Annotated in this window: 18 protein-coding genes; 4 read left to right on the forward strand and 14 right to left on the reverse strand. The window is 56.0% G+C overall.

Annotated elements, in window-relative coordinates:
* The first annotated feature begins 166 nt into the window (after positions 1-166).
* From secA to AC3CHX_RS00415, 4 genes are all read left to right on the forward strand, one after another.
* Positions 167-2,935, forward strand: a complete 2,769-nt coding sequence (secA, locus tag AC3CHX_RS00400) for a preprotein translocase subunit SecA (RefSeq protein WP_488631545.1) — start codon at positions 167-169, stop codon at positions 2,933-2,935.
* A 200-nt stretch (positions 2,936-3,135) separates the two neighbouring features.
* Entirely contained in the window at positions 3,136-4,374 is a 1,239-nt protein-coding gene (gene argJ, locus AC3CHX_RS00405) for a bifunctional glutamate N-acetyltransferase/amino-acid acetyltransferase ArgJ (protein ID WP_488631546.1), read from the forward strand.
* A gap of 95 nt (positions 4,375-4,469) precedes the next feature.
* A complete protein-coding gene (locus AC3CHX_RS00410) occupies positions 4,470-5,351 on the forward strand; it encodes an ATP-binding protein (protein WP_488631547.1) in 882 nt (293 codons plus the stop codon).
* Complete coding sequence (locus tag AC3CHX_RS00415; protein WP_488631548.1) at positions 5,348-5,773, forward strand: NUDIX domain-containing protein; 426 nt, start codon at positions 5,348-5,350, stop codon at positions 5,771-5,773. Before AC3CHX_RS00410 ends, AC3CHX_RS00415 begins: the two co-directional genes overlap by 4 nt.
* Before the next feature lie 3 nt (positions 5,774-5,776).
* On the opposite strand, the gene yacG is transcribed toward AC3CHX_RS00415, so the two are convergent.
* From yacG to AC3CHX_RS00485, 14 genes are all read right to left on the reverse strand, one after another.
* On the reverse strand, positions 5,777-5,962 hold the full coding sequence (gene yacG, locus AC3CHX_RS00420; RefSeq protein WP_488631549.1) for a DNA gyrase inhibitor YacG: 186 nt from the start codon (positions 5,960-5,962) through the stop codon (positions 5,777-5,779).
* Between the two features lie 23 nt (positions 5,963-5,985).
* Entirely contained in the window at positions 5,986-6,741 is a 756-nt protein-coding gene (gene zapD, locus AC3CHX_RS00425; RefSeq protein WP_488631550.1) for a cell division protein ZapD, read from the reverse strand.
* Between the two features lie 84 nt (positions 6,742-6,825).
* The gene (coaE, locus tag AC3CHX_RS00430) at positions 6,826-7,461 is read right to left on the reverse strand and encodes a dephospho-CoA kinase (RefSeq protein ID WP_488631551.1); all 636 of its coding nucleotides are present in this window, start codon (positions 7,459-7,461) and stop codon (positions 6,826-6,828) included.
* A gap of 7 nt (positions 7,462-7,468) precedes the next feature.
* Positions 7,469-8,347: a prepilin peptidase gene (locus AC3CHX_RS00435; RefSeq protein WP_488631552.1), complete on the reverse strand. Its 879-nt coding sequence runs from the start codon at positions 8,345-8,347 to the stop codon at positions 7,469-7,471.
* A 249-nt stretch (positions 8,348-8,596) separates the two neighbouring features.
* Positions 8,597-9,838 carry a type II secretion system F family protein gene (locus AC3CHX_RS00440; protein WP_488631553.1) on the reverse strand — a complete coding sequence of 414 codons (1,242 nt, stop codon included), beginning with the start codon at positions 9,836-9,838 and terminating at the stop codon, positions 8,597-8,599.
* A gap of 24 nt (positions 9,839-9,862) precedes the next feature.
* Positions 9,863-11,587: a type IV-A pilus assembly ATPase PilB gene (gene pilB, locus AC3CHX_RS00445; protein ID WP_488644678.1), complete on the reverse strand. Its 1,725-nt coding sequence runs from the start codon at positions 11,585-11,587 to the stop codon at positions 9,863-9,865.
* Between the two features lie 240 nt (positions 11,588-11,827).
* A complete protein-coding gene (locus tag AC3CHX_RS00450; protein ID WP_488631554.1) occupies positions 11,828-13,123 on the reverse strand; it encodes an HlyC/CorC family transporter in 1,296 nt (431 codons plus the stop codon).
* Positions 13,124-13,284: 161 nt separating this feature from the next.
* A complete protein-coding gene (gene ispB / locus AC3CHX_RS00455; RefSeq protein ID WP_488631555.1) occupies positions 13,285-14,235 on the reverse strand; it encodes an octaprenyl diphosphate synthase in 951 nt (316 codons plus the stop codon).
* Positions 14,236-14,467: 232 nt separating this feature from the next.
* Positions 14,468-16,822 carry a Tex family protein gene (locus AC3CHX_RS00460; RefSeq protein ID WP_488631556.1) on the reverse strand — a complete coding sequence of 785 codons (2,355 nt, stop codon included), beginning with the start codon at positions 16,820-16,822 and terminating at the stop codon, positions 14,468-14,470.
* A gap of 161 nt (positions 16,823-16,983) precedes the next feature.
* Complete coding sequence (gene prmC, locus AC3CHX_RS00465) at positions 16,984-17,865, reverse strand: peptide chain release factor N(5)-glutamine methyltransferase (RefSeq protein ID WP_488631557.1); 882 nt, start codon at positions 17,863-17,865, stop codon at positions 16,984-16,986.
* Positions 17,862-18,359, reverse strand: coding sequence for a disulfide bond formation protein B (locus AC3CHX_RS00470; protein WP_488631558.1), 498 nt, complete (start codon positions 18,357-18,359; stop codon positions 17,862-17,864). Before AC3CHX_RS00470 ends, prmC begins: the two co-directional genes overlap by 4 nt.
* Positions 18,360-18,608: 249 nt before the next feature.
* Positions 18,609-19,691 carry a peptide chain release factor 1 gene (gene prfA, locus AC3CHX_RS00475; RefSeq protein ID WP_488631559.1) on the reverse strand — a complete coding sequence of 361 codons (1,083 nt, stop codon included), beginning with the start codon at positions 19,689-19,691 and terminating at the stop codon, positions 18,609-18,611.
* Positions 19,692-19,792: 101 nt separating this feature from the next.
* Positions 19,793-21,082 (reverse strand): glutamyl-tRNA reductase, encoded by a 1,290-nt coding sequence (gene hemA, locus AC3CHX_RS00480; protein ID WP_488631560.1) that lies wholly within the window; start codon positions 21,080-21,082, stop codon positions 19,793-19,795.
* 97 nt (positions 21,083-21,179) lie between these two features.
* Entirely contained in the window at positions 21,180-23,609 is a 2,430-nt protein-coding gene (locus tag AC3CHX_RS00485) for a CHASE2 domain-containing protein (RefSeq protein ID WP_488631561.1), read from the reverse strand.
* Positions 23,610-23,632 lie beyond the last annotated feature (23 nt).

The following is a 23,632-nucleotide window of genomic DNA, read 5'->3' on the forward strand; positions in this document are numbered from 1 at the left end:
CGGTTTCACGTTAATCCATTTCTACATCAACTATGCGTTTTGTCGGCGTCGCTTGCCTTACTTGCTGAGGTCCGCGCCAAAGCCTTCGCGTTCATGGCTGATGTAAAAATGGAATTGTCCATATGGAAACGCGAAATGCCTCCGACACCTTTTTTAGAATCCAAGCATGTCATTACTGACCCAGATTTTCGGTAGCCGCAACCAGCGACTGCTCAAGCAATACCAAAAAACTGTAAGCCAAATTAACGGCCTTGAGCCGGCAATGGAAAAATTGTCGGACGATCAGTTACAAGCTAAAACGCCAGAGTTCAGGCAGCGCATCGCCAACGGCGAAAAACCGGATGACCTGTTGCCGGAAGCGTTTGCCGTTTGTCGGGAGGCCAGCAAGCGGGTCCTGAAGATGCGCCACTTCGATGTCCAGTTAATCGGCGGCATGGTACTGCATTACGGCAAGATTGCCGAAATGGGTACTGGTGAAGGCAAGACGCTGATGGCGACATTGGCGGCGTATCTGAATGCCTTGGCCGGCAAGGGCGTGCATGTGGTGACCGTCAATGACTACCTGGCGCAGCGCGATGCCGACTGGATGGGGCGGTTGTACGGCTGGCTCGGCCTGACTACCGGTGTGAATCTGTCCGCCGTTGAACACGATGCCAAGCAAGTCGCTTACGCAGCCGATATTACTTACGGTACCAATAACGAATTCGGCTTCGATTATCTGCGCGATAACATGGTGTACGAAGCGCGCGACCGGGTCCAGCGCGCACTGAACTTCGCTATCGTCGATGAAGTTGACTCGATCCTGATCGATGAAGCGCGGACACCGCTGATTATCTCCGGTCAGGCTGAAAATCATACGGATCTGTATTACAAGATCAATGCAGTGCCGCCGATGCTCACGTTGCAAATTGGCGAAGAAACACCTGACGGCAAGGGAATAATTGAAGTTCCTGGCGACTATACCAAGGATGAGAAGGCGCATCAGGTATTGCTGACCGAAGCCGGCCACGAAAAAGCCGAACAAATTCTGACCAGCATGGGTCTGCTGGCTGAAGGCGCATCGTTGTATGACGCCGCCAACATCAGCCTGATTCACCATTTGTATGCTGCGCTGCGTGCGCATTCGCTGTATCACAAGGATCAGCATTACGTGGTGCAAAACAACGAAGTCATCATCGTCGATGAATTTACCGGCCGGATGATGCAGGGGCGACGTTGGTCGGATGGCTTGCATCAGGCGGTTGAGGCCAAGGAAGGGGTTCAGATTCAGAACGAGAATCAGACGCTGGCATCGATCACTTTCCAGAACTATTTCCGCATGTACGGCAAGCTGGCCGGCATGACCGGTACTGCCGATACCGAAGCCTACGAATTCCAGGAAATCTACAGTCTGGAAACCGTCGTGATCCCGCAAAACCGTCCGAATCAGCGTAAAGACAGGCAAGATCAGGTCTACAAGACAGCGATGGAAAAGTACAACGCAATGCTGATCGATATTCAGGATTGTTACGAGCGTGGGCAACCGGTGCTGGTGGGTACCACCTCGATCGAAAACTCCGAGTTGCTGTCGGGAATTCTGGACAAAGCGAAGCTGCCGCACAACGTTCTGAACGCCAAGCAACATGCGCGCGAAGCAGAAATTATTGCGCAAGCGGGCCGTCCCAAGGCGATCACGATCGCTACCAACATGGCGGGTCGCGGTACCGACATCGTGCTGGGGGGCAGCGTTGAAAAGCAAGTCCAGTTTATCGAAGCCGACGATCAACTGAGCGAGACCGAAAAGAAATTACAATCGGCCAAGTTGGTCGATGAGTGGCAATCGCTGCATGATCATGTGACGAATGCCGGTGGTTTGCACATCATCGGTACCGAGCGTCATGAATCGCGCCGGGTCGATAATCAGTTGCGCGGCCGTGCTGCGCGTCAGGGCGATCCGGGATCGTCGCGCTTTTATCTGTCGCTGGACGATGCGTTGCTGCGGATTTTTGCCGGCGACCGCGTGCGCGCGATCATGGACCGTCTGAAGATGCCGGAGGGCGAGCCAATTGAAGCGGGTATCGTTTCGCGCTCAATTGAATCGGCGCAACGCAAGGTGGAAGCCCGTAACTTCGATATTCGTAAGCAATTGCTCGAATATGATGACGTCGCCAACGATCAGCGCAAGGTGATTTATCAGCAGCGCAATGAATTGCTGGAATCGAAAGATGATGTCTCGGAAATGATCAGTTCGCTGCGTCACGGCGTGTTGCACGATACCTTCCGTATCTATGTGCCAGCCGAGTCGGTCGAAGAGCAGTGGGATATCCCATCGCTGGAAGCCGCGCTGGTCAGTGAATTGCAACTGGAAGTGCCGCTCACCAAAATATTGGAGGCGGAACCTAATCTGACCGATGACGACTTGCTGGACCGTGTGCTGGCCGCTGCGGACGCCGACTACGCTGCCAAAACCGAAGTGGTAGGCAAGGAATCGTTCGCCGGTTTCGAGCGTAGCGTCATGTTGCAAAGCGTTGACAGCCATTGGCGCGAGCATCTGGCCGCGCTGGATCATCTGCGTCAAGGGATCCATTTGCGCGGTTACGCGCAAAAGAATCCGAAGCAGGAATACAAGCGCGAGGCGTTTGAATTGTTCGGCCAGATGCTCGATCTGATCAAGAATGAAGTGGTGCGTGTGGTGATGACCGTTCGTATCGAAAACCGCGAAGAGATTGAGGCGGCGGAAGAAGGCTTGGCGCAATCGCATCCGGAAAACGTGCATTATCAACATGCCGACTTCAATCCAAATGCGGCAGCGGAAGAGTTATTGGCGCCGACTGCGCATCCCGATGAGGTGAAAGCACAATTGCACATCAATGCGGTGCCGAAGGTTGGTCGCAACGATCCATGCCCATGCGGTAGCGGTAGAAAATACAAGCAGTGTCACGGCCAACTGGTCTGATGCAACTGCTGTGACGTAAATAAGCACTGACGACGAGGGCGGAGCCGGGAAACCTGCTCCGCCATTGTTTTTGGTGCGACCGATGTTAGCGTATGCCCTGATGTCCGCCCATCCGATTTAAAATAGCACCCTTAAGTGGCCGCAATGCGTACCGATTTGTTTTATTCATATTTTTCCTATTTGCCTAATAAAGGATACTCATGGCCGTCAATTCCCCTATCCCTGTTGCCGCTGATCTGCTTCCTGTTGCCGGTATCGAACTTGGTTACGCAGAAGCCGGCGTGCGGAAAGCCAATCGCAAGGATTTGCTGGTCATGAAGCTGGCATCGACGGCGACCGTCGCCGGCGTTTTTACGCTGAATCGTTTTTGCGCGGCACCGGTTCAAGTCAGCAAGGCGCATCTGGAAGCCGCGCTGATTTCGGGCGAGCCGATTCGTGCGCTGGTCATCAATACCGGGAATGCGAATGCCGGTACCGGCGAATCGGGCCTGGCTGCGGCGAATGCCACTTGTGCCTCACTGGCCGAATTGATGGGCTGCGACACGGCACAGATTTTGCCGTTTTCAACCGGTGTGATTCTCGAACCACTGCCGGTTGAGCGGATCCAGGCAGGCTTGCCACAGGCGTTGAAAAACCTGCAGGTCGACAACTGGTTGAACGCGGCGGAAACAATCATGACCACCGATACGCAGCCGAAAGCGGCGTCGCGCACGGTCACGATAGACGGCAAAACGGTGACGATGACCGGCATCAGCAAGGGCGCCGGCATGATCAGGCCGAATATGGCGACCATGCTCGGTTTCCTGGCGCTTGACGCCAAAGTTGCACAGCCTGTGCTGGAGCGGCTGGTCAAGCAGACCGCCGATCAGTCCTTTAATTGCATCACGATTGATGGCGATACGTCGACCAACGACGCATTCATGCTGATCGCGACCGGCGCCGGTGCGCTCGAAGTCAACAGCGTCGATTCGCCGGAATATGTGGCGCTGGCAGCTGCGGTGATGGACCTGTCGCAGCATCTGGCACAGGCTATTGTGCGCGATGGAGAAGGGGCGACCAAATTCATTACCGTCACCGTGGAAGATGGTCTGAATGTCGAGGAATGCCGCAAGATTGCATATTCGATCGGTCATTCACCGCTGGTGAAAACAGCATTTTTTGCTTCCGATCCTAACCTTGGGCGGATTTTGGCGGCGATTGGTTACGCTGGCGTGGATGATCTCGATGTTAGCCAACTCAACCTGTATCTGGACGATGTCTGGGTCGCCAAAAATGGTGGGCGCAATCCTGACTACCAGGAAGCCGACGGCCAACGCGTGATGCAGCAGAGTGAAATCACGGTACGTGTGAAACTGGCGCGTGGTGATGCCGCCGCCACTATCTGGACCTGCGATCTTTCGCATGATTACGTGACGATCAACGCCGACTACCGTTCTTGATCGATGAATAATATTCAAGCTGCGATGGGGCGCCTTCCCTGACAATTGCTGCTAGTTCACATTGCTGTTTGAATAACCGGATTAAATGCCTTTACATGACTCAATTAGACCAATTCCTTATCCGCGCTGAAGCCGTTCTGGCACGCCTGGAGTCGATTTTGCCGAACGCAAATGCCGCGCCTGACTGGCAGACGGCGATCGCTTTCCGCTGGCGCCGCCGCAATGGCAATCACGGCGGCGGATATCTGCAAGCGGTACGGCATATGTCGGATATCGGCTTGTCGGACCTGCATAACATCGAACCGCAAAAGCTGCAGATCGACCAGAACACGCGTCAGTTCGTGGATGGCAAACCAGCCAACAATGTATTGCTGACAGGTGCTCGCGGTACCGGCAAGTCGTCGCTGATCAAGGCCTGCCTGAACCAGTATGCGCGCCAGGGATTACGTCTGATTGAAGTCGATAAGGATGATCTGGCGGATTTGCCGGATATCGTCGACCTGGTTGCCGGCCGTGCCGAGCGCTTCATCATTTTTTGTGACGATTTATCGTTTGAAGAGGGCGAGAGCGGCTACAAGGCGCTCAAGGTGGCGCTGGACGGCAGTATTGCTGCGCAATCCGATAATGTACTGATTTACGCCACGTCGAATCGTCGTCATTTGTTGCCGGAAAAGATGTCCGATAACGCCTCCTACAAAACGACCGAGGATGGCGATCTGCACCCGGGCGAAACCGTCGAAGAAAAGATTTCACTATCCGAGCGTTTTGGTTTGTGGGTGTCGTTCTATCCGTTCAAGCAGGACGATTACCTGGATATCGTCGCGCACTGGCTAGGCCATTTCGGTTGCAATGCCGAACAGGTTGCCGAGGCCCACGGCGACGCATTGCGCTGGGCTTTGCAGCGAGGCTCACGTTCGGGCCGGGTGGCATGGCAGTTTGCCAAGGATCATGCCGGCCGGATGGCGTCATCAACATGACGGCAGCTAACCCTGCCCCAATCAATGTAGCCGTCGGTATTCTGCTGCGGCCGAATGGCGATGTCTTGCTGGGCCAACGACCGGATGGCAAGCCGTATGCCGGCTATTGGGAATTTCCCGGTGGGAAAGTGGAGAGCGGCGAATCGATTTTTGCCGCGCTACAGCGGGAATTCGTGGAGGAGCTGGGTGTCGAGATCATCTCGGCCGAGCCATGGTGCGGTGTGCAGCATCAATACCCGCATGCGAACGTGCGCCTGCATTTCTACATTAGCAGAGAGTGGCGCGGCGAGCCGCAAAGTCTGGAAGGTCAGGCGTTCGCGTGGCAGGGCAGCGTCGCCGTAGAGCCGCTGCTGGAGGCGACGATTCCACTGATTGAATGGCTGGACCAGTTGCGCGAAGAAGAAGGTCGTCTGACGGTATAGCTGCTATTGCGGCAACTTGTTGTCATCGTCAATATCATCCGGCGGATTCACAGCCGGGATCGTGTATTTCTCTTCGGCCCACGCGCCCAGATCAATTTGCTTGCAGCGTTCAGAGCAAAAAGGCCGGAATTTGTTGGCCTCGGTCCATTCAACTTTGGTACCGCAGGTAGGGCAATCGACAATAGCCATATATCTTATTCGGAAATCTTCAATCAGAAATTACAGAGGGTCAGTTCGAACGGTACTTCACCTTCGAAGGTCTTGGGTTTGAGGTCGCCGCCCTGCGTCGTGTAGCGGATCCACAGCATGTATTTGTTGGCCGATATTTCCGGGATCGCACCGAGTTGTTCATCAAGCACTATGCGCAGCATCTGGTACGACTTGCCTTGCAACATTTGCTGATAGCTGCCGTTGTCGGCACCGATCTTGATCGGGTGGCCGGTTTCTCGTAGCAGTCGCAATACGATGCCGATGGCATCGAATAAAGGCGCCAGCGGGGCGAACCAGCCGAGGATGTCGGCAAAGCGTTGCTCTGCAGGACGCTGTTGCCAGGCGTAGTAGGAGGGCAGGTCGAATTCGCAAGCGCCGCCAGGGATGATGGTGCGGCCGCGAATGCTCATCAGCCATTCGTTCTCGCGGATATGCTGGCCGGTTTTGCCTTGCATTCCCATCAACGCGGTGCTGGTCTGATCCAGTTCCTGTAAAACCGAGTCCAGCATTTCCGGCTGGACGTTGGGATTCGATCTGAAGCCCAGCAGGGTTTGTCGCTGGCGCTCCAGTTCTTGCAGCAGATCCAGTTTTAGATCGGCACGTCCGGCAACTTCCAGCATCTCGAAGATGGTGGACAGCGCGACGTGATGTTGCAGCGGGCTTTCCTGATGCACAAAGAAAACGAATTTTTCGTGCAGATCTTCCAGCCGCAGCAATGTACGAATGCGCTCGTTGAAAGGATATTCGTAGACGATCAAAGTGACATCCCTTAATGTATGGGCCGGACAAGTAGTGATTCTGAACGATGCTAACGGAAATTACAAACGCTCAACCATTTTTCTTCAAGAATGGTGTACTAACGACATGTATAAAGTGTGCAGTCGTTCTACCTGCGGCGCTAACATTTCGGCTTCGGCGTTATTAATAATGACATCATTTGCTGCCTGCAGGCGCTGCTGCCGTGTAGCTTGCACGGCCATGATAGCGCGGACCTGAGTTTCGTTCATTGCGTTGCGTTGCATCACGCGCCGGATTTGCGTCTGTTCGTCGCAATCAATCACCAGTACGCGCGTTACGCGCTGTTGCCAGTTGCCGGACTCAACCAATAACGGCACTACCAACATCACGTATAAGCCGCTCGACTGTTGTATCGCCAGCGCGGTTTCGTTGCGTATCAGTGGATGCAGAATTGCCTCCAGGCGCTGCTTGGCAGTCTGATCGGAAAATACGTGTTCGCGCATTTTTTTGCGATCCATCGCACCATTGGCGGCGATGAAGTCATCGCCAAACGCGGCGCGGATTGCGGCTATCGCGCTGCCATCGACGGCTGTCAATTGGTGGGCAATCAGATCGGTATCGATGACCGCAACACCGCGTTCGGCAAACAGGTTGGCAACAGTGGTTTTGCCGCTGCCGATGCCGCCAGTCAGACCTATGGTAAAGCGCTTCGGTGCGGCTGGAGCATGTGGCGAGTGCATGGTGGCGTCAGATTACAAAGCCGAAATAGGTTGCCAGAATAGGCCGGCCATAGAGCAGCGCCAGCAATCCGGCTGCCGCCAAATAGGGACCAAACGGAATCGGGTTGTCGCGTCCACGACGGGTGAAGACAATCAGCGCAATTCCTGCCAGAGCACCCACCAGCGATGAAAACAGGATGATGATAGGCAGCATTTTCCAGCCCAGCCAGGCGCCCAGCGCGGCCAGCAACTTGAAGTCGCCGTAACCCATGCCTTCTTTGCCAGTCGTCAGCTTGAACAGCCAGTATATCGACCATAGCGCAAGATAACCTGCAGCAGCACCTATCACTGCGTCGGTCAACGGTACGAAAGTGCCGCTAACGTTGATCAGCAGGCCACACCACAATAAGCTCAGGGTCAGATCATCCGGCAGCAACTGCGTATCGGCATCGATGAACGTCATTGCAATCAGCAAGTAGGCAAACAGCAAAGTCGCCAGCCCGGTCCAGCCACTGCCAAAATGCCAGATCAGGAAAGCTGACAGCGTACCGGTCAGTAGCTCGACGATAGGATAACGCGCCGAAATGGCGGTCTTGCAGGATGCACATTTACCGCGCAACACCAGGTAGCTGATGACGGGGATATTCTCTAATGCACCGATCTGATGGTGGCATTGCGGACATGCGGAACGCGGCACGGTCAGATTGTAGCGGTCGGTATGCGGGAATGGTTTGCCGCTTTCTTGCGCCACATAATTATCGGATTCGCGCTGCATCATCTGCGGCAGACGATGAATCACGACGTTCAGAAAACTGCCGATCAGCAATCCGAGGACAGCGGCAAATACGGTGGGAACCAGACTTCCCGCCGCCGCGAACAATACGCCACCCAACACCTCATTGAACATCAGACAACCGCCCGTGTACGCGAATTTTTTTGTTCACTACGCGGCTGGCACGCGGCGAAGCCCGAAAGAGTGCGAAGCACTTGAGTGAATAATGTGATCATTTGGTGACCGTCCTTGTCCATTGGTTCGGCTCATTATATCTCCAGTGTTGTCGGAGTTGCCTATATGCACAGCTAGGAATTCCACTTTTCGGCGCTCACTGCGCAGGGCACGGCGAGCGGCGCAGTGGATCATCCTACAACAAACATTTCACACAACCGAACCCAGTTTGAAGATCGGCAAATACATTGCAATTACCAGACCGCCGATCAGCACGCCCAGAATGACCATAATCAAAGGTTCCATCAAACTCGACAGCGACGCCACCGCCTCATCGACTTCAGCCTCGTAGAAATCGGCGACTTTACCCAGCATCTGATCCAGCGAACCTGATTCTTCGCCAATCGACACCATTTGCGTCACCATGTTGGGAAATACGTCGGCATTTTGCATCGCTACCGTCAAACTGGTACCGGTGCTGACTTCACTCTGAATCTTTTTGGTGGCGTCCAGGTAGACCGCGTTGCCGGAGGCGCCGCCGACTGAATCCAGCGACTCTACCAACGGCACACCGGCTGCGAACATGGTCGCCAGTGTGCGGGTCCAGCGCGCAATGGTGGCCTTGCGTATGACAGCGCCGAAGATCGGCGCTTTCAATAACATGGTGTCCATGAAGCGCTGGACTTTCAACGAGCGTCGCCAGGATTGAAAGAATAGATACAAACCGCCGAACAGCCCGCCAAAGATGATGTACCAGTTAGCGACGAAGAAGTCGGACATCGCCATCACCACCAGCGTCGGTCCAGGCAAATCGGCGCCAAAGCTGGAGAAGACGCTCTTGAACGCCGGCACCACCCAGATCATGATGACGGCGGTGACGATAAATGCCACGGCCAGAATCGAGACGGGATAAAACATGGCCGATTTGATCTTGCCTTTGATGGCGAGCGTCTTTTCCTTGTAGGTCGCGAGCCGTGCCAGCAGCTCGTCGAGGATACCGGCTTGTTCGCCGGCACCGACCAGATTGCAGAACAGCGGATCGAAATACAGTGGAAATTTGCGGAAAGCCTGATTCAGGCTGGTGCCGGTTTCGACATCGGAACGGATGTCGTTGATCAGTTTCGAAACAGAAGGATTGGCATGTCCCTTGGCGACGATATCGAATGATTGCAGCAGCGGCACGCCGGCCTTCATCATGGTCGCCAACTGACGGGTAAACAGCGCGACATCTTTCTCGGAAATCTTTTTGCCGCTGCGGAAACTCTTCTTCTTGAGCTTGAGGATCTGAATACCTTGCCGGCGCAGCGTGACGTTGACCAACGCTTCACCGCTGGCGCGCATTTCTCCCCGTACCAGCTGGCCTTTCTTGTCCTTGCCCTCCCAGGCATACACAAATTCTTTGACCTGGCGCGCGTTAGCCGTGTTGCGTGCATTCGGTGCAGCAGTTGCCATGACCCGTGTTCCCCTTTATACCGTCTATATGTTGGTGCAGCCGAGCACTTCTTCGAGGCTGGTCATCCCTAGTTTGACCTTGACCAGCCCCGATTCACGTAAAGTTCGGACACCCTCCCGTTTTGCCTGCGCCTCAATTTCCAGCGCGGTGCCATGCGCCAGAATGATGCGTTCTATTTCTTCTGTAATCGGCATGATTTGATAGATGCCGAGGCGGCCTTTGTAGCCGTTGCCGTTGCAGCGTTCGCAGCCGACCGGTTTGTACGGCATCCAGACACCATCCAGGTCGTCCTCGGTGAAGCCTGCTTCGAGCAGTGCTTCATCTGGAATTGAGATGGGTTGTTTGCAGCTGCACAGACGGCGTGCCAGGCGTTGCGCGGTGATCAGAATCACGGATGACGCGATGTTGAACGCCGGTACGCCCATGTTCATCAGGCGCGTCAGCGTCGAAGGCGCATCGTTGGTGTGCAGCGTCGAAAACACCATGTGTCCGGTTTGCGCAGCCTTGATCGAAATATCCGCTGTCTCCAGATCGCGGATTTCCCCGACCATGATGATGTCCGGATCTTGTCGCAGGAATGCCTTCAGCGCCACCGGAAATGTCAGGCCGGCACGATCGTTGATGTTGACCTGGTTGACGCCGGGTAAGCTGATTTCGGCCGGATCTTCGGCGGTCGAGATGTTGATGCCGGGCTGATTCAGAATGTTCAGGCAGGTGTACAGCGACACCGTTTTACCGGAGCCGGTAGGGCCTGTGACCAGCACCATGCCGTAGGGGCGCTGGATCGCCTCCATCAGAATTTCTTTTTGGTCCGGGTCGTAGCCGAGCGCGTCGATCCCCATCTGGGCCTGACTTGGGTCGAGAATACGCATGACGATTTTTTCACCGAACAAGGTCGGCAAAGTGCTGACGCGGAAATCGATGGTGCGGGTCTTGGAGACCACCAGCCGCATGCGGCCGTCTTGCGGCACGCGTTTTTCCGAGATGTCGAGCTTCGACAGGACCTTGATGCGCGAGGCCAGTTTTTCCTTGATCGACAGCGGTGGCTGTGCCATGTCGCGCAACACGCCGTCGACCCGGAAGCGGATCCGGTAAAATTTTTCGAACGGTTCGAAGTGAAGGTCCGATGCGCCTTGATTGATCGCATCGTTCAATATTTTTTGCAGAAAACGCACCACTGGCGCATCGTCAATATCATTTGTCGCCGCATCGTTTGCGGACGCAGTATCTTCTTCGACGAAGTTGATTTCCTGATCGTCCCCGACCATTTCGTTGAGACTTTGCTCGGCGCTTTTGGCGTTCCTTTGAATCAGATTCAGCAGCGCCGGATGTTCGACGATGATCGGTTCGACCGTCAGCTCGGTTTGAAACTTGATCTGGTCCAGCGCCTGCGTATTGGTTGGGTCGGAGATGGCGACGTAGATCTTGTTGCCGCGCTTGGCCAGCGCAAGGACCGATTGACTTTCCATCAACTTGGCATCGATGGCTTTTTCTGGCAATAAGCTTAAATTGAAAGCGGCCAGATTGACCAGAGGGTAGCCAAAAGTTTCTGCACAAAATTGCGCCAGGCCACCTGCATCCAGATGCTTGCTGGTGAGCAGGGCGTCGATAAAACGGATCCGTTCGCTGCCTGCTTGCTTATTCAAACCATCAACTTGCTCTACCGTCAGGCGTCCGGCCTGCACCAATGCGCGGGCAAGACCCGACATCGGACCACTCGAGTTAATGTTAGGGAGGACTGCAGCCATAGGGGGATAGGTGTAAAGATGCATTGGAGCAATTCCAATTATGCAGATGATGCCCTATGCGTAACTGACTTGTAAAGGATTTGCGCGCAATTCTAAGCTTGATGCCATGCTGTTGCTTAGTTGGCGTGTTGTTACAAAACGGCCCACGGCAATCTACGTAATCTGCTAGCTTGGCGGGTTAAGCAAGGTAGCCAATCAGGTGGCGGGAAAAGGCAATATTGTGGGTTGCTTTAGTGGCCGTTATTTACTCACCGAGCGCTGGTTGGCTGGACGGATCAGCTTGGCGATTTTGATCGCCTGGTTTTGAACCTGGGTGATTTCGATCACACAACCGTATATCTTCAAACTGACGTTGTTCTCAGGAATATCCTGCAGCCATTCCAGCAGCAAGCCGTTCAGCGTTTTCGGGCCGTCGAGCGGAAAATTCAGGCTCAGACGTTTGTTGATGTCGCGCAACGAGGTGACGCCTTCCAGCCGGCATTCGCCCTTTTCGTCCCAGTCAAAACTGTCAGCGCGTGCGGCGCCCGGTTTGGAGGTGGTGAACTCGCCGATCATTTCTTCAATGATATCTTCCAGCGTTACCAGTCCCTGGACCTCGCCATATTCATCGACGACGATGCCGAGGCGTTCGTGGTTTTCCTGGAAGTATTGCAATTGCGTAAATACATCGGTGTCTTCCGGCACGAAATACGGCGCGGTCAGCAGGGCGCGGAAATGGTCGACGGTCAACTCATCTTCCTGATTCAGCAGCGCCATCGCTTTGCGCACGTGCAGGATGCCGACGATCTGGTTGATTTCGCCTTCATACACCGGCAGCTTGTTGTGATAGCAAGTTGTTAACTGGTGCTGGATTGCTTCTACCGAGACCGACAGATTCAGCGCTTCGACCTGAGCCCGGGGTGTCATCACGTCTTCGACCGAAATTTTTTCGAGATCGAACAGGTTCAACAATATGCTTTTGTGTTTTTGCGGCATGAAATTGCCGCCTTCGAGGACGATCGAGCGTAACTCTTCCGGCGATACGCGTTGGTCCTGGGCGCTCTTGCCGGTCTTCAGGTGCAGTATCTTCAACAGTCCCGATACGAATAAATTGACGAACCAGATGATCGGCTTGGTGAGCCCCATCAATGGCTTCAGTACGAAACTGGCGGTGAGGGCGATGCGCTCGGGAAAGGTCGCACCGATGACTTTCGGTGTGATTTCCCCAAATACAATGAGCAGGAAGGCCACGCCCGCGGTAGCAATCGTGATGACTTCCTGGTGATTGCCAAACGCATTGATGGCAATCGCCGTCACCAGCGCGGTTGCCAGCGCGTTCACCAGGGTGTTGACGATCAGAATCAGCGATAGCAGCTTATCGGTACGATCCAGCAGCCACATCGTGGTGGTGGCGGCTTTGCTGCCGCGTTTGGAGAGGTGGCGCAGGCGATGTTTGTTGGCCGCCATTAACGCGGTCTCGGACATCGCGAAGCAGGCCGATAGCAGGATCAGTAATGCAAGTGCAAGAAATTGCACCCATAAGGGAACGGTATCCAAAGGGTCACCGCAAAAGAAAGGTGGGAGTGATGGCGGCTATGGTCATTTTTGCTTGGAGTGGGAAGCTTCGATTCTTCCCCATAATCCGGACGCAGCACGCCAACCGACTGTGCTGCACCCCGATTTGACTCCGGAACTCCTGATCTTCCTGGTTTCTTTGATTAATGATTGCGGTTGACGGCGAATGACGCCAATTGTAGCAAAGAGTTTTTAAATTCACTATTTGGCAGCAGCGCGATCGCGGCAGCTGCACGTTGTGCCGATTTTTCAGCTTCTTTACGCGTGTAGGCTAGCGCTCCCGAATTGGTAATGGCTGCCAGGATCTCATCGAAATGTTGCTCATCGCCGTTTTCGATACAGCTGCGCACCAGCTCACGCTGCGCCGGGCTGCCGTGCTGCATCAGGTAAATTAGCGGCAGCGTCGGTTTGCCTTCGCGCAGGTCGTCACCGACATTTTTGCCGATGTCAGCTGCGTTGCCCGAGTAGTCCAGCACGTCGTCGATCAGCTGGAACGCGGTGCCCAATGAGCGGCCATATTCGCCGGCAGCGTCAATCACCTTGTCGTCCGCGCCGGCAATCAGTACGCCGATTTGTGCTGCTGCTTCAAATAGCTTGGCGGTTTTGGAGCGGATCACTTGCAGATAGCGTTCTTCGCTGACATCCGGATTGTGCATGTTGAGCAACTGCAGCACTTCGCCTTCGGCGATGACGTTGGTGGCATCGGCGACGATTTGCATCACGCGCGGGTTGTTGACATCGACCATCATCTGGAAAGCGCGTGAGTACAGGAAGTCGCCGACCAGTACCGAGGCGGCGTTGCCAAACAAGGCATTCGCCGTTTTGCGGCCACGGCGCAGGGACGACTCATCGACTACGTCGTCATGCAGCAGCGTCGCAGTGTGTATGAATTCGATCACTGCGGCGAGTTCATGGTGCTTGTCGCCCTGATAACCATACGCCTGTGCCATCAGCAGCACCAGTACCGGACGCAGGCGTTTGCCGCCGGCACTGATGATGTACTCGGCAATCTGGTTGACCAGAGGGACTTCTGAATGCAATTTATGACGGATGACCGCATTGACCGCTTCCATATCGGTCACGATCGGGTTCATGATGGACTGCTGAGATGGCGTATTGAGAGCGGCGGACAAGATAAAGACCTGTTGAGAATCGTTAAAATCGTAAGTGCCGTGATTATACGATGCCAGCCTCCGAAGCCAGCCTCGTTTATGCGCCTTTGACTTGTTTTGCCTGAATTTACCAGGAATGCGGTGTGGCTGTCCTGCGCTGGCAGAGTAATTTGACGTGTCTCAATCGCTCTGCTGCGCAGACCCGGGTCTGTTATCAGCCTTTCAACTTGGCAAATGCTGCCGCCATCGCGCTGTTGGCGGGTGCCGCAGCCGGTGCGGTTTGTCGCTGTTGATGTTGTGACAAACGCTTGGCATCGTTACGGTCCCCGCGTTGTTCCGGCTTGCTGCCAGCGACTGGTGCGCTGTCGGCCAGGCGCATGGTCAACGCAATACGTTTGCGCTTCTCGTCGATTTCCAGCACTTTAACCTTCACCACCTGACCGGCTTTCACCACGCTGTGCGGGTCTTTGACGAAGGTATTCGAGAGTGCCGAAATATGCACCAGGCCATCCTGATGCACGCCGATATCGACAAACGCGCCGAACGCTGCAACGTTGGTGACTACGCCTTCCAGTATCATGTCCGGGCGCAGGTCACGGATTTCTTCAACGCCATCCTTGAAGGTCGCGGTGGTGAATTCAGGGCGTGGATCGCGGCCTGGCTTTTCCAGTTCTTTCAGAATGTCGGTAATCGTCGGCACACCGAATTTTTCATCCGCGTATTTGGCCGGATTCAGCGATTTCAACAGCTTGTCGTCGCCGATGACTCCTTTTACATCCTTCTTGATGTCGGCCAGAATTTTTTCGACCAGCGGGTACGATTCCGGGTGGACTGCCGACGCATCGAGTGGGTTGTTGCCGTTCATCACGCGTAAGAAGCCGGCGGCCTGCTCGAAGGTCTTGTCGCCCAGGCGCGGGACTTCACGCAAACCGGCGCGTGAGGTGAACATGCCTTTCATGTCGCGGTAGGTAACGATGCTTTGCGCAACGCTGGAATTGAGCCCGGAGACCCGTGCCAACAGCGGTGCCGAAGCGGTATTCACATCAACGCCGACCGCATTCACGCAATCCTCGACCACTGCATCGAGCGAGCGCGCGAGTTGGGTCTGGCCAACATCGTGCTGATATTGACCGACGCCGATCGACTTCGGATCGATCTTGACCAGCTCGGCCAGCGGATCTTGCAGACGCCGTGCGATCGACACGGCACCGCGTATCGATACATCCATGTCAGGCAATTCGCGGGAGGCGAATTCGGACGCCGAGTACACCGACGCGCCAGCTTCCGACACAACGATTTTAGTCAGTTTCAGTTCCGGCCGCAGCTTGATCAGGTCTTGCGCCAGCTTGTCGGTTTCACGCGAAGCCGTGCCGTTCCCGATCGAAATCAGCGCAACCTTATGCTGCTCAGCCAGTTGCGACAAGGTGTGCAGTGCGCCGTCCCAGTCATTGCGCGGCTGATGCGGGTAGATGGTGCTGGTTGCCACTACTTTGCCGGTGGCATCGACCACCGCCACCTTGACGCCGGTGCGCAGGCCCGGGTCCAGGCCCATGGTGGCGCGCGGTCCGGCCGGCGCAGCTAACAGCAGCGCCTTCAGGTTGAGCGCGAAAACATTGATGGCTTCGACTTCGGCTTTTTCGCGTAGATTGGTCATCAGCTCTGTTTCCAGATGCATGAAGACTTTGACGCGCCAGGCCCAGCGTACGGTGTCGCACAGCCATTTGTCAGCAGGGCGATTTTTGTTGCTGATGCTGAAACGGGCAGCGATACGACCTTCGCAAGGGTTGTGCGGCGCATCCCACTTTGGCTTTTCTTCTTCGGTATCCAGCCGTAAAACGACGCTCAGCATCTCTTCACGGCGACCGCGGAATAGCGCCAGCGCGCGGTGCGACGGAATGGTGCCGATCGTTTCGGAATAGTCGAAATAGTCAGCGAATTTTTCGCCGGCGTCTTGCTTGCCTTCGACCACTTTCGATTCGACCACACCGTGTTCGGTCAGGTATTCGCGCAGGGCTTGCAGCAACGATGCGTCTTCAGCAAAGCGTTCCATCAGGATTTGACGGGCGCCGTCCAGTGCGGCTTTGGCGTCGGCGACGCCCGGATTATCGCCATTGTCGGTGCTGAAAGCGGGCTTGAAATATTTCGCCGCCTCTTCTTCAGGATTTAATTCCGGGTTGGCCAGCAGGGCATCGGCCAACTCGGTCAATCCGGCTTCGGCAGCAATCTGGGCTTTGGTGCGGCGTTTTGGCTTGTACGGCAAATACAGGTCTTCGAGACGGGTTTTGTCTTCCGCCAGGGTGATGGCGCTGCGCAATTCCGTTGTCATTTTTCCCTGTTCCTCAATCGAGGCCAGGATCGCCGCACGGCGCGACTCGAGTTCGCGCAAATAGCGCAGACGTTCTTCCAGCAGGCGTAATTGAATATCGTCGAGGCCGCCGGTGGCTTCTTTACGATAGCGGGCGATAAATGGCACGGTCGCACCTTCATCCAGCAGGGCGACAGCAGCGGCGACTTGGGCTGGTTTGGCAGCGAGTTCAAGGGCGAGACGTTGTTCGATCGAAGGCAGCATGGGAGTCTAGAGAATCGGATTCAGGCGTTGGACAAGTGGACGATCATACGCAATTCAGATAATTGCGCCAGTCTTGACAGCTTAAAAAAACCTGCGTTGGAGAACGGCAAGTTGAGAGTGGGAGGGGAAATAAATGCTTGTTGTACATGGTTTTAGCCGATTTATATTGTCTTTTTTAAACGGCCGCCGCTGACGCGTTCTATTCCGGCCAGGTCCTGCCAACTTTGTATCGACTCAAACGGCAGCGCTTGCAACAAGCCTTGCACCGCTGCAGCCTGGTCGTAGCCATGCTCCATCAGGAGCCAGCCGCCCTCTTTCAAATAACGGACGGCGCCGTTGATGATGACGCGTAACGCGCTCAAGCCATCGGCGTGATCGGTTAGGGCATTCAGCGGCTCAAAGCGCAGATCGCCTTGCGCCAGATGTTGATCGCCCTTCACGATATACGGGGGATTGGCGACGATCAGATCGAAGCGCTGTTCGCTGAGTGCCGAGTACCAGTCGCTTTGCAGCAGACTGAAATTGGCGAGCTTGGAAGCCAGATGGCGCTCGGCATTGCGGCGCGCTACCGCCAGCGCAGCAGCGCTGACATCCAGCGCCGTCACCCTGGCATCAGGGCGCATATGGGCGATCGCGATGGCGATGGCGCCGGAGCCGGTGCCGAGATCCAACGCCGACGCTGTCGGTGGCCCGCTGGGTAAGCGTTCCAGCGCCAGTTCAACCAGCAATTCGGTTTCCGGACGCGGGATCAGCACGTCCGGCGTGACTTCCAGCATCAAGCCAAAGAATTCACGTTGGCCGACAATGTAGGCGATCGGCTCACCTTGCAGACGCCGCTGGAATAAGCGGCATAACTGCTGGGCTTGCTGTGCATCGAGTACGCGCTGATCTTGCGTGATCAGTTGGGTACGGGTCAGCCGCATCACGTGCATGAGCAGGATCCGATTTTCGAGCGCTTCCAGCGGGGCGTTTTTCAGCACCGTTGCGACACTGGCGCCGGCTTCGATCACGCATGCCGGCGGCGGCTGATCCATCGGCGTCATTCAAAATCGCCGCTGTTGCTGCGCTGGAGCAGGACTTTACCCAATATCACGATCAACACTACAAACCAAAGCAACGACCATTGTGGCAGCGATAGCCCGAGTATCGGGTCGTAAGCCGCTGAGCAGAGTGCCCAGGCGTCGACCTTGAAAACAGACGGCAACAACGTGGCTGTCGGCAACGCGTTTAACGGCGCTTCCAGCGCATCGCGGCCACATGAGGTTGACGGGTGGGCGATTACCCACAGATGCCAGCCGGCAGTCGCGGCGCCACCGAGACCGGCGAGGATACCGATGGCGGCACTCGCTTTGCGAATGCTATCCGGCATGCTGGCCGAGATCAGGCAAATCAGCGCGATGGTCGCAAAAGCGTAACGCTGGATCACGCATAACGGGCATGGCTGCATGTCTTTGACATGCTGCAAGTACAGGGCGCCGCCCAATACGGCAAGGGCGATGAAGGCGACAGCTAGCAAGATGGATTTGGATGATTTCATTTTCGGTTGAAGAGGGTGAGTGTCGAGGAATGTGGTTGAACAGCAAGCATACGATGCCGAACGCGGCATTTGGTTGCGCACTAGGAGCCTGTCGGACTTGGGAGTAATCGGCTGCAAAAATATCTGGACGGTCCATATTTCACCGCCTTCTCGGTCAATAGCTCGCTATTGACACTTCGAATCCGGCAAAATCTGTCCTCGCCCAGCTATTTTTTCGCTTCGATTCCCCAAGTCCGACAGGCTCCTAGCTTACCTTTCCTCGCCCAAAGCTGCCAACAATTCGGCCTGATGTTCGGCCGCCAGCGCATTGCTCAACTCTTCCAGGTCGCCATCCATGATCTGGTCGAGTTTGTACAAGGTCAGATTGATGCGGTGATCGGTCATTCTGCCCTGCGGAAAGTTGTAGGTGCGGATCCGCTCGCTGCGGTCGCCGGAGCCGATCAGCGATTTGCGGGTCGCGGCTTCTTTCGATTGCTGTTCGCGCAGCTGACCATCCTTGATCCGTGCCGCCAGCACTTTCAGGGCCGAGGCCTTGTTCTTGTGCTGGCTGCGATCGTCCTGGCATTCGACCACGATGCCGGTCGGGATGTGGGTAATCCGCACCGCCGAGTCGGTCTTGTTGATGTGCTGGCCGCCAGCGCCGGAGGCGCGGTAGGTATCGATCCGAATGTCGGCCGGATTGATGGCAACGTCGCCGACTTCATCCGCTTCCGGCATGATCGCCACGGTACAGGCCGAGGTATGAATCCGGCCCTGTGTTTCGGTGGTCGGTACGCGCTGTACGCGATGGCCGCCGGATTCGAACTTGAGTTTCGAGTAAGCGCCAAAACCGACCAGGCGCACGATGACTTCCTTGTAACCGCCGACTTCCGAGGCCGATTCCGACACCATCTCGATTTGCCAGCGATTGCGCTCGGCGAAACGGGTGTACATCCGCAATAAATCGCCGGCGAATAACGCCGATTCATCGCCGCCTGTACCGGCGCGGATTTCCAGAAAGATATTCCGTTCGTCGTTGGGATCTTTCGGCAGCAGCATTTTTTGTAAATCCGCTTCCAGCTGTTCCATGCGGGCTTTGGCGCTGCCGATTTCCTCTTGCGCAAATTCTTTCAGGTCGGGATCGGACTGCATTTCCATGGCGGTCCGGACATCCGCATCGGCCTGGGTATAGCTTTGGTACAGTTCGACCAAAGGCCCCAGTTCGGCGTGTTCACGCGACAGCTTGCGGTAACTGTCCATGTTGGACGTCGCTTCTTCCTGGTTCAGCAGGTCGTTGACCTCGACCAGTCGATTCGACAAGTGGTCAAGTTTGGCAAGCATTGATGGCTTCATGGCGTAGAGGGTAGCGTTGCGAATGAATGGTGGACCGACAAATGGCGGAGGAATGTGCGCCGCACCGGCGCGGCGCCAGCGGACGATAATGGGATGCTGCGCTAACGCTTGCCGCGGAACAGCTGTGGCAGCAAGGCTGCCAGGCGTGCGCGTTCGTCGCCTTGGGCATGGTGCAGCGCTTGTTGCGGGCCGTGCAGGAATTTTGCGGTGAGGCCTTTGGATAGTGCTTCGAGCACGGCGTCGATATCCTCGCCTTTGGCGAGCATCTTGCGGGCCCGCTCCAGTTCCAGCATGCGCATCAGTTCGCTGCTTTCATGCAGGTCTTGAATCACCGGCACTATCGCGCGATGGTCGATCCAGTGCATGAAGGACTGCACCCGGGTTTCGATAATGGCTTCGGCTTGCGATACCGCCGCCTGGCGATTCTCCATGCCGGCCTGGACCACGGAGCCGAGGTCGTCGACTGTGTACAGAAAGACGTCGTCGAGACGGCCGATTTCAGTTTCAAAATCGCGCGGCACGGCCAGATCCAGCATGAACATCGGCTTGTGGCGACGTGCCTTGACAGCACGTTCGACCATGCCGAGACCGATGATGGGCAGTGAGGATGCGGTAGACGAAACAATGATGTCGTAATTGCCGAGCTGATTGGGCAAATCCGCCAGTCGCAGCGCCTGGCCGCTAAACCGATGTGCCAGCATTTCAGCGCGCTCGAGCGTGCGATTCGCCACTGTCAGGCTTTTCGGGTTTTGTGCGGCAAAGTGCGTGGCGCACAATTCGATCATTTCGCCGGCGCCGATAAACAGCACATTCTGGCCTGAAACGGCATCGAAGATGCGTTCCGACATCCGTACCGCAGCGGCTGCCATCGAGACGCTATGGGCGCCGATCTGGGTAGTAGTCCGGACTTCCTTGGCCACCGCAAAAGTGCGCTGAAATAATTGATGCAAATAAGTGCCAAGTCCGCCAACCGCTTCGGCATGACGCACGGCATCTTTCATCTGGCCGAGAATCTGCGGTTCGCCCAGTACCATCGAATCGAGCCCGGATGCGACTCTGAAAGCGTGGCGTACCGCATTGTCGTGCGGCAGCGTGTACAAATGCGGGCGCAGATCGGCGTAGGAAAGCTTGTGGTAATGCGCCAGGAAATGGGCGCTCGAATCGATTGCCGCCTCGACGCCGCTATGCAGGTCGCTGGCGGCGTACAACTCGGTGCGATTGCAAGTCGACAGGATTGCTGCTTCATCCGTCATGCCGGAGGCATCGTTGCCGCCAAACCATGCACGCGCTGCCGTCACCGCCGGGCCAATCTGGTCAGCGGGGAAGGCCACCTGTTCGCGCAATGAGACGGGCGCGGTGGTGTGGTTGAGTCCGACGGCTAGCAAGTGCATTGTGGTGGCAACTCAGGGGGGAATAAAGGCTAACTTTGATAACTGGCAATTATACCCTGAGCCGCGCTTGATGAATTTTCGGCACGAATTAGCAGGTTCAGGCCGTTAGCATTGGCAGGGTGATCGAGAATGTGGTGCCCGCTCCAACCTTGCTGTTGAAAAAAATGTTGCCAAAATGGCGTTCGACCACCGTTTTGACAAACACCAATCCGAGGCCGACTCCTTCCGATTTCGGCTGGCCCGGAATATTGACGCGTTGGAAACGATGAAACAATTTGGCTTGGTCCGCCGCTGCAATGCCATAGCCCTGGTCGCTGATCTCGCAGACAATTTTTGCTGCACCGTGCGCAGTTTCACTGCGCACGGTGCACGTAATGCGGGTCCCGGCCGGACTATAGTTGATCGCATTCGAAATCAGGTTGCACAAGGCGCGCGCCATCAGGGAGCGGTCGATTTTGGTAAGACATTCGCGCTCGGGAATAACCGTCACCAGTTCAATGTTCTTGTTGTGGGCAAGTGTCCACATTTCATCGGTGGCATCGAACAGGACGTCCTGAAAGTCGATTTCTTCCAGCCGGTATTCCTCGGATTCAGCCCGCGCCAATTGCACAAAGTTGTCGGCCAGACCCAGTGTTTTACGCGAAGCGCGCGCGATGCGGGAGAAGAATTCCTTTTGCGGCAATGCTGAAATTGGATCACCTTGCAACTCCAGCAACGCCAGAATCGACGCCTGAGGGGCGCGCATGTCGTGCGACAAAAAGCGCAAGGTCTCGTCGCGGCTGCGTTCTGCTGCACGAATGCTGGTGATATCGACAATGCTGACGACCCAGCCGCTGAGTACCTGCCGGGCTGAATAGCAAGGCGCGCTCTTGATCAACAGGTCGCGTCCTTGTTGGTCCTGAACGGCAACGCCTCCCGCCAGCAATGGAATATATTGCACGTCGAGCAGATCCTGCCAGCCGAATGCATGCTGTGCCGCCGCTTCAAGCGGCTGCGGCAATGCCATTCTGGAAAACAGGTGCGGGAGCAGAGTACCGCTGATGTCGCGGACATCAAACGCATTAAAGTAGTCTTTGGCAACCTGATTGGCCACCAATATGTGACCGTTGCTGCCGGTGATCAGCGTCGCATCCGGCAGGCTATCGAGATTGTCGGAAATAAACCGGCGTAAATCGCGTACCCGACGTGCCGCGTTACGCATGGCATTGATACGTTGTTCCAGCAGGTCTCCACCTTGTTGGCGGATACTGCCGGCAGGACTTGCTTCCGGCAGCAAATGCGGCTCCTGATCGAGCAGCATGAATTCCTGTCCAAGATAAGCAATGGCGGCCTCCAGTCGACACCAGCTCCATACCGGATAGGCTAGCGCCAGCCCGATCAAGGCGGCGCTGGGCGCGAGCCACAACCCATGGGTCTGAAACAGGTAACTCAGCGCCGCCGTGACCAGCATCAGGCATGCCGTCAGTATCAACGCAAGCCGCGGCGTGAGCAGCAAGTAGCTCAACAGCGCCAACAGTACCGGCACGATGCAAAATAGCGTCGTTGGCAGCGCCGCTGCGATACGAATGGTTTTATGGTCGAGCAGGCCGGCTAAAATATTGGCGTTGATTTCGATGCCGGGCATGACGCCGGAGGTGCCGGAAACCGGGGTCGGAAAAGCATCCGCCATGCCGAGCGCGGTGGCACCGATCAGGACATATTTATCTTTGAAAAAATCCTTGGGGACCTCGCCTCTCAGGACCGAGATATACGGCACCGAGCGGAAATGTCCGGTGCCGCCCGCGTAGGGAATATGGATTTGATAGTCGCGTTGCCAATGTCCGGCCAGTGCCGTCGCTGCGATCGTGCCGGGCAGACGGTTGCCGCCACTGTCGGGCCTAAGATGGGCGCCGGGTAGCAGACCATCGGAATCAGTGACTTGTTGGCCGGCAGTTTCCGCCAGCGCCAGTGCAAAGTGCGGCCACCAGACGCCATTCTGACCTTCTTTCAAAAATACGCTGCGCACCACGCCATCCCGATCAAGCTCCAGGTTGATATGACCGATGGCGCGCGCGCTGCTCAGAAATTCCGGTATCGGCAACAGGCCGGTGATGCCGTTCCCCTCGATTGCCGTGACCATTGGCAGAACGACCAGATTGCCGGCCTTCAAGGTCTTGGCTAGCGTGGCGTCGCTATTGCGCGCGGCATCGGTTGACCCTATTTCGCGCTCGGGCATGATGACATCCAGCCCGACCGCCTGCGGTCGTGCCTGCATGATGGTGTTCAGTAGCTGCGCATGCAGCGTGCGCGACCATGGCCAGCGCCCCAGTTGGGAAATGCTGTAATCGTCGATGCCGACAATGATGATGTCGTCGCGGGCAGGCCGCGAATTGAGGCGCATGAACAGGTCATACAGCGGTTGGTCGAGTTGCACCAGACCGTTTTGATACCCGAGTGCTGCGGTCAGTAACAGCAATAGCAGCGTCAGCGCCAGCCATTGACGTAACGCCACGCGGCTGTTGACGCGCCGGATAAGCGGTTCGACCATGTTGTGCTCCGGAAGCTGAGGCG

This window comes from Glaciimonas sp. OK215, assembly GCF_057787885.1.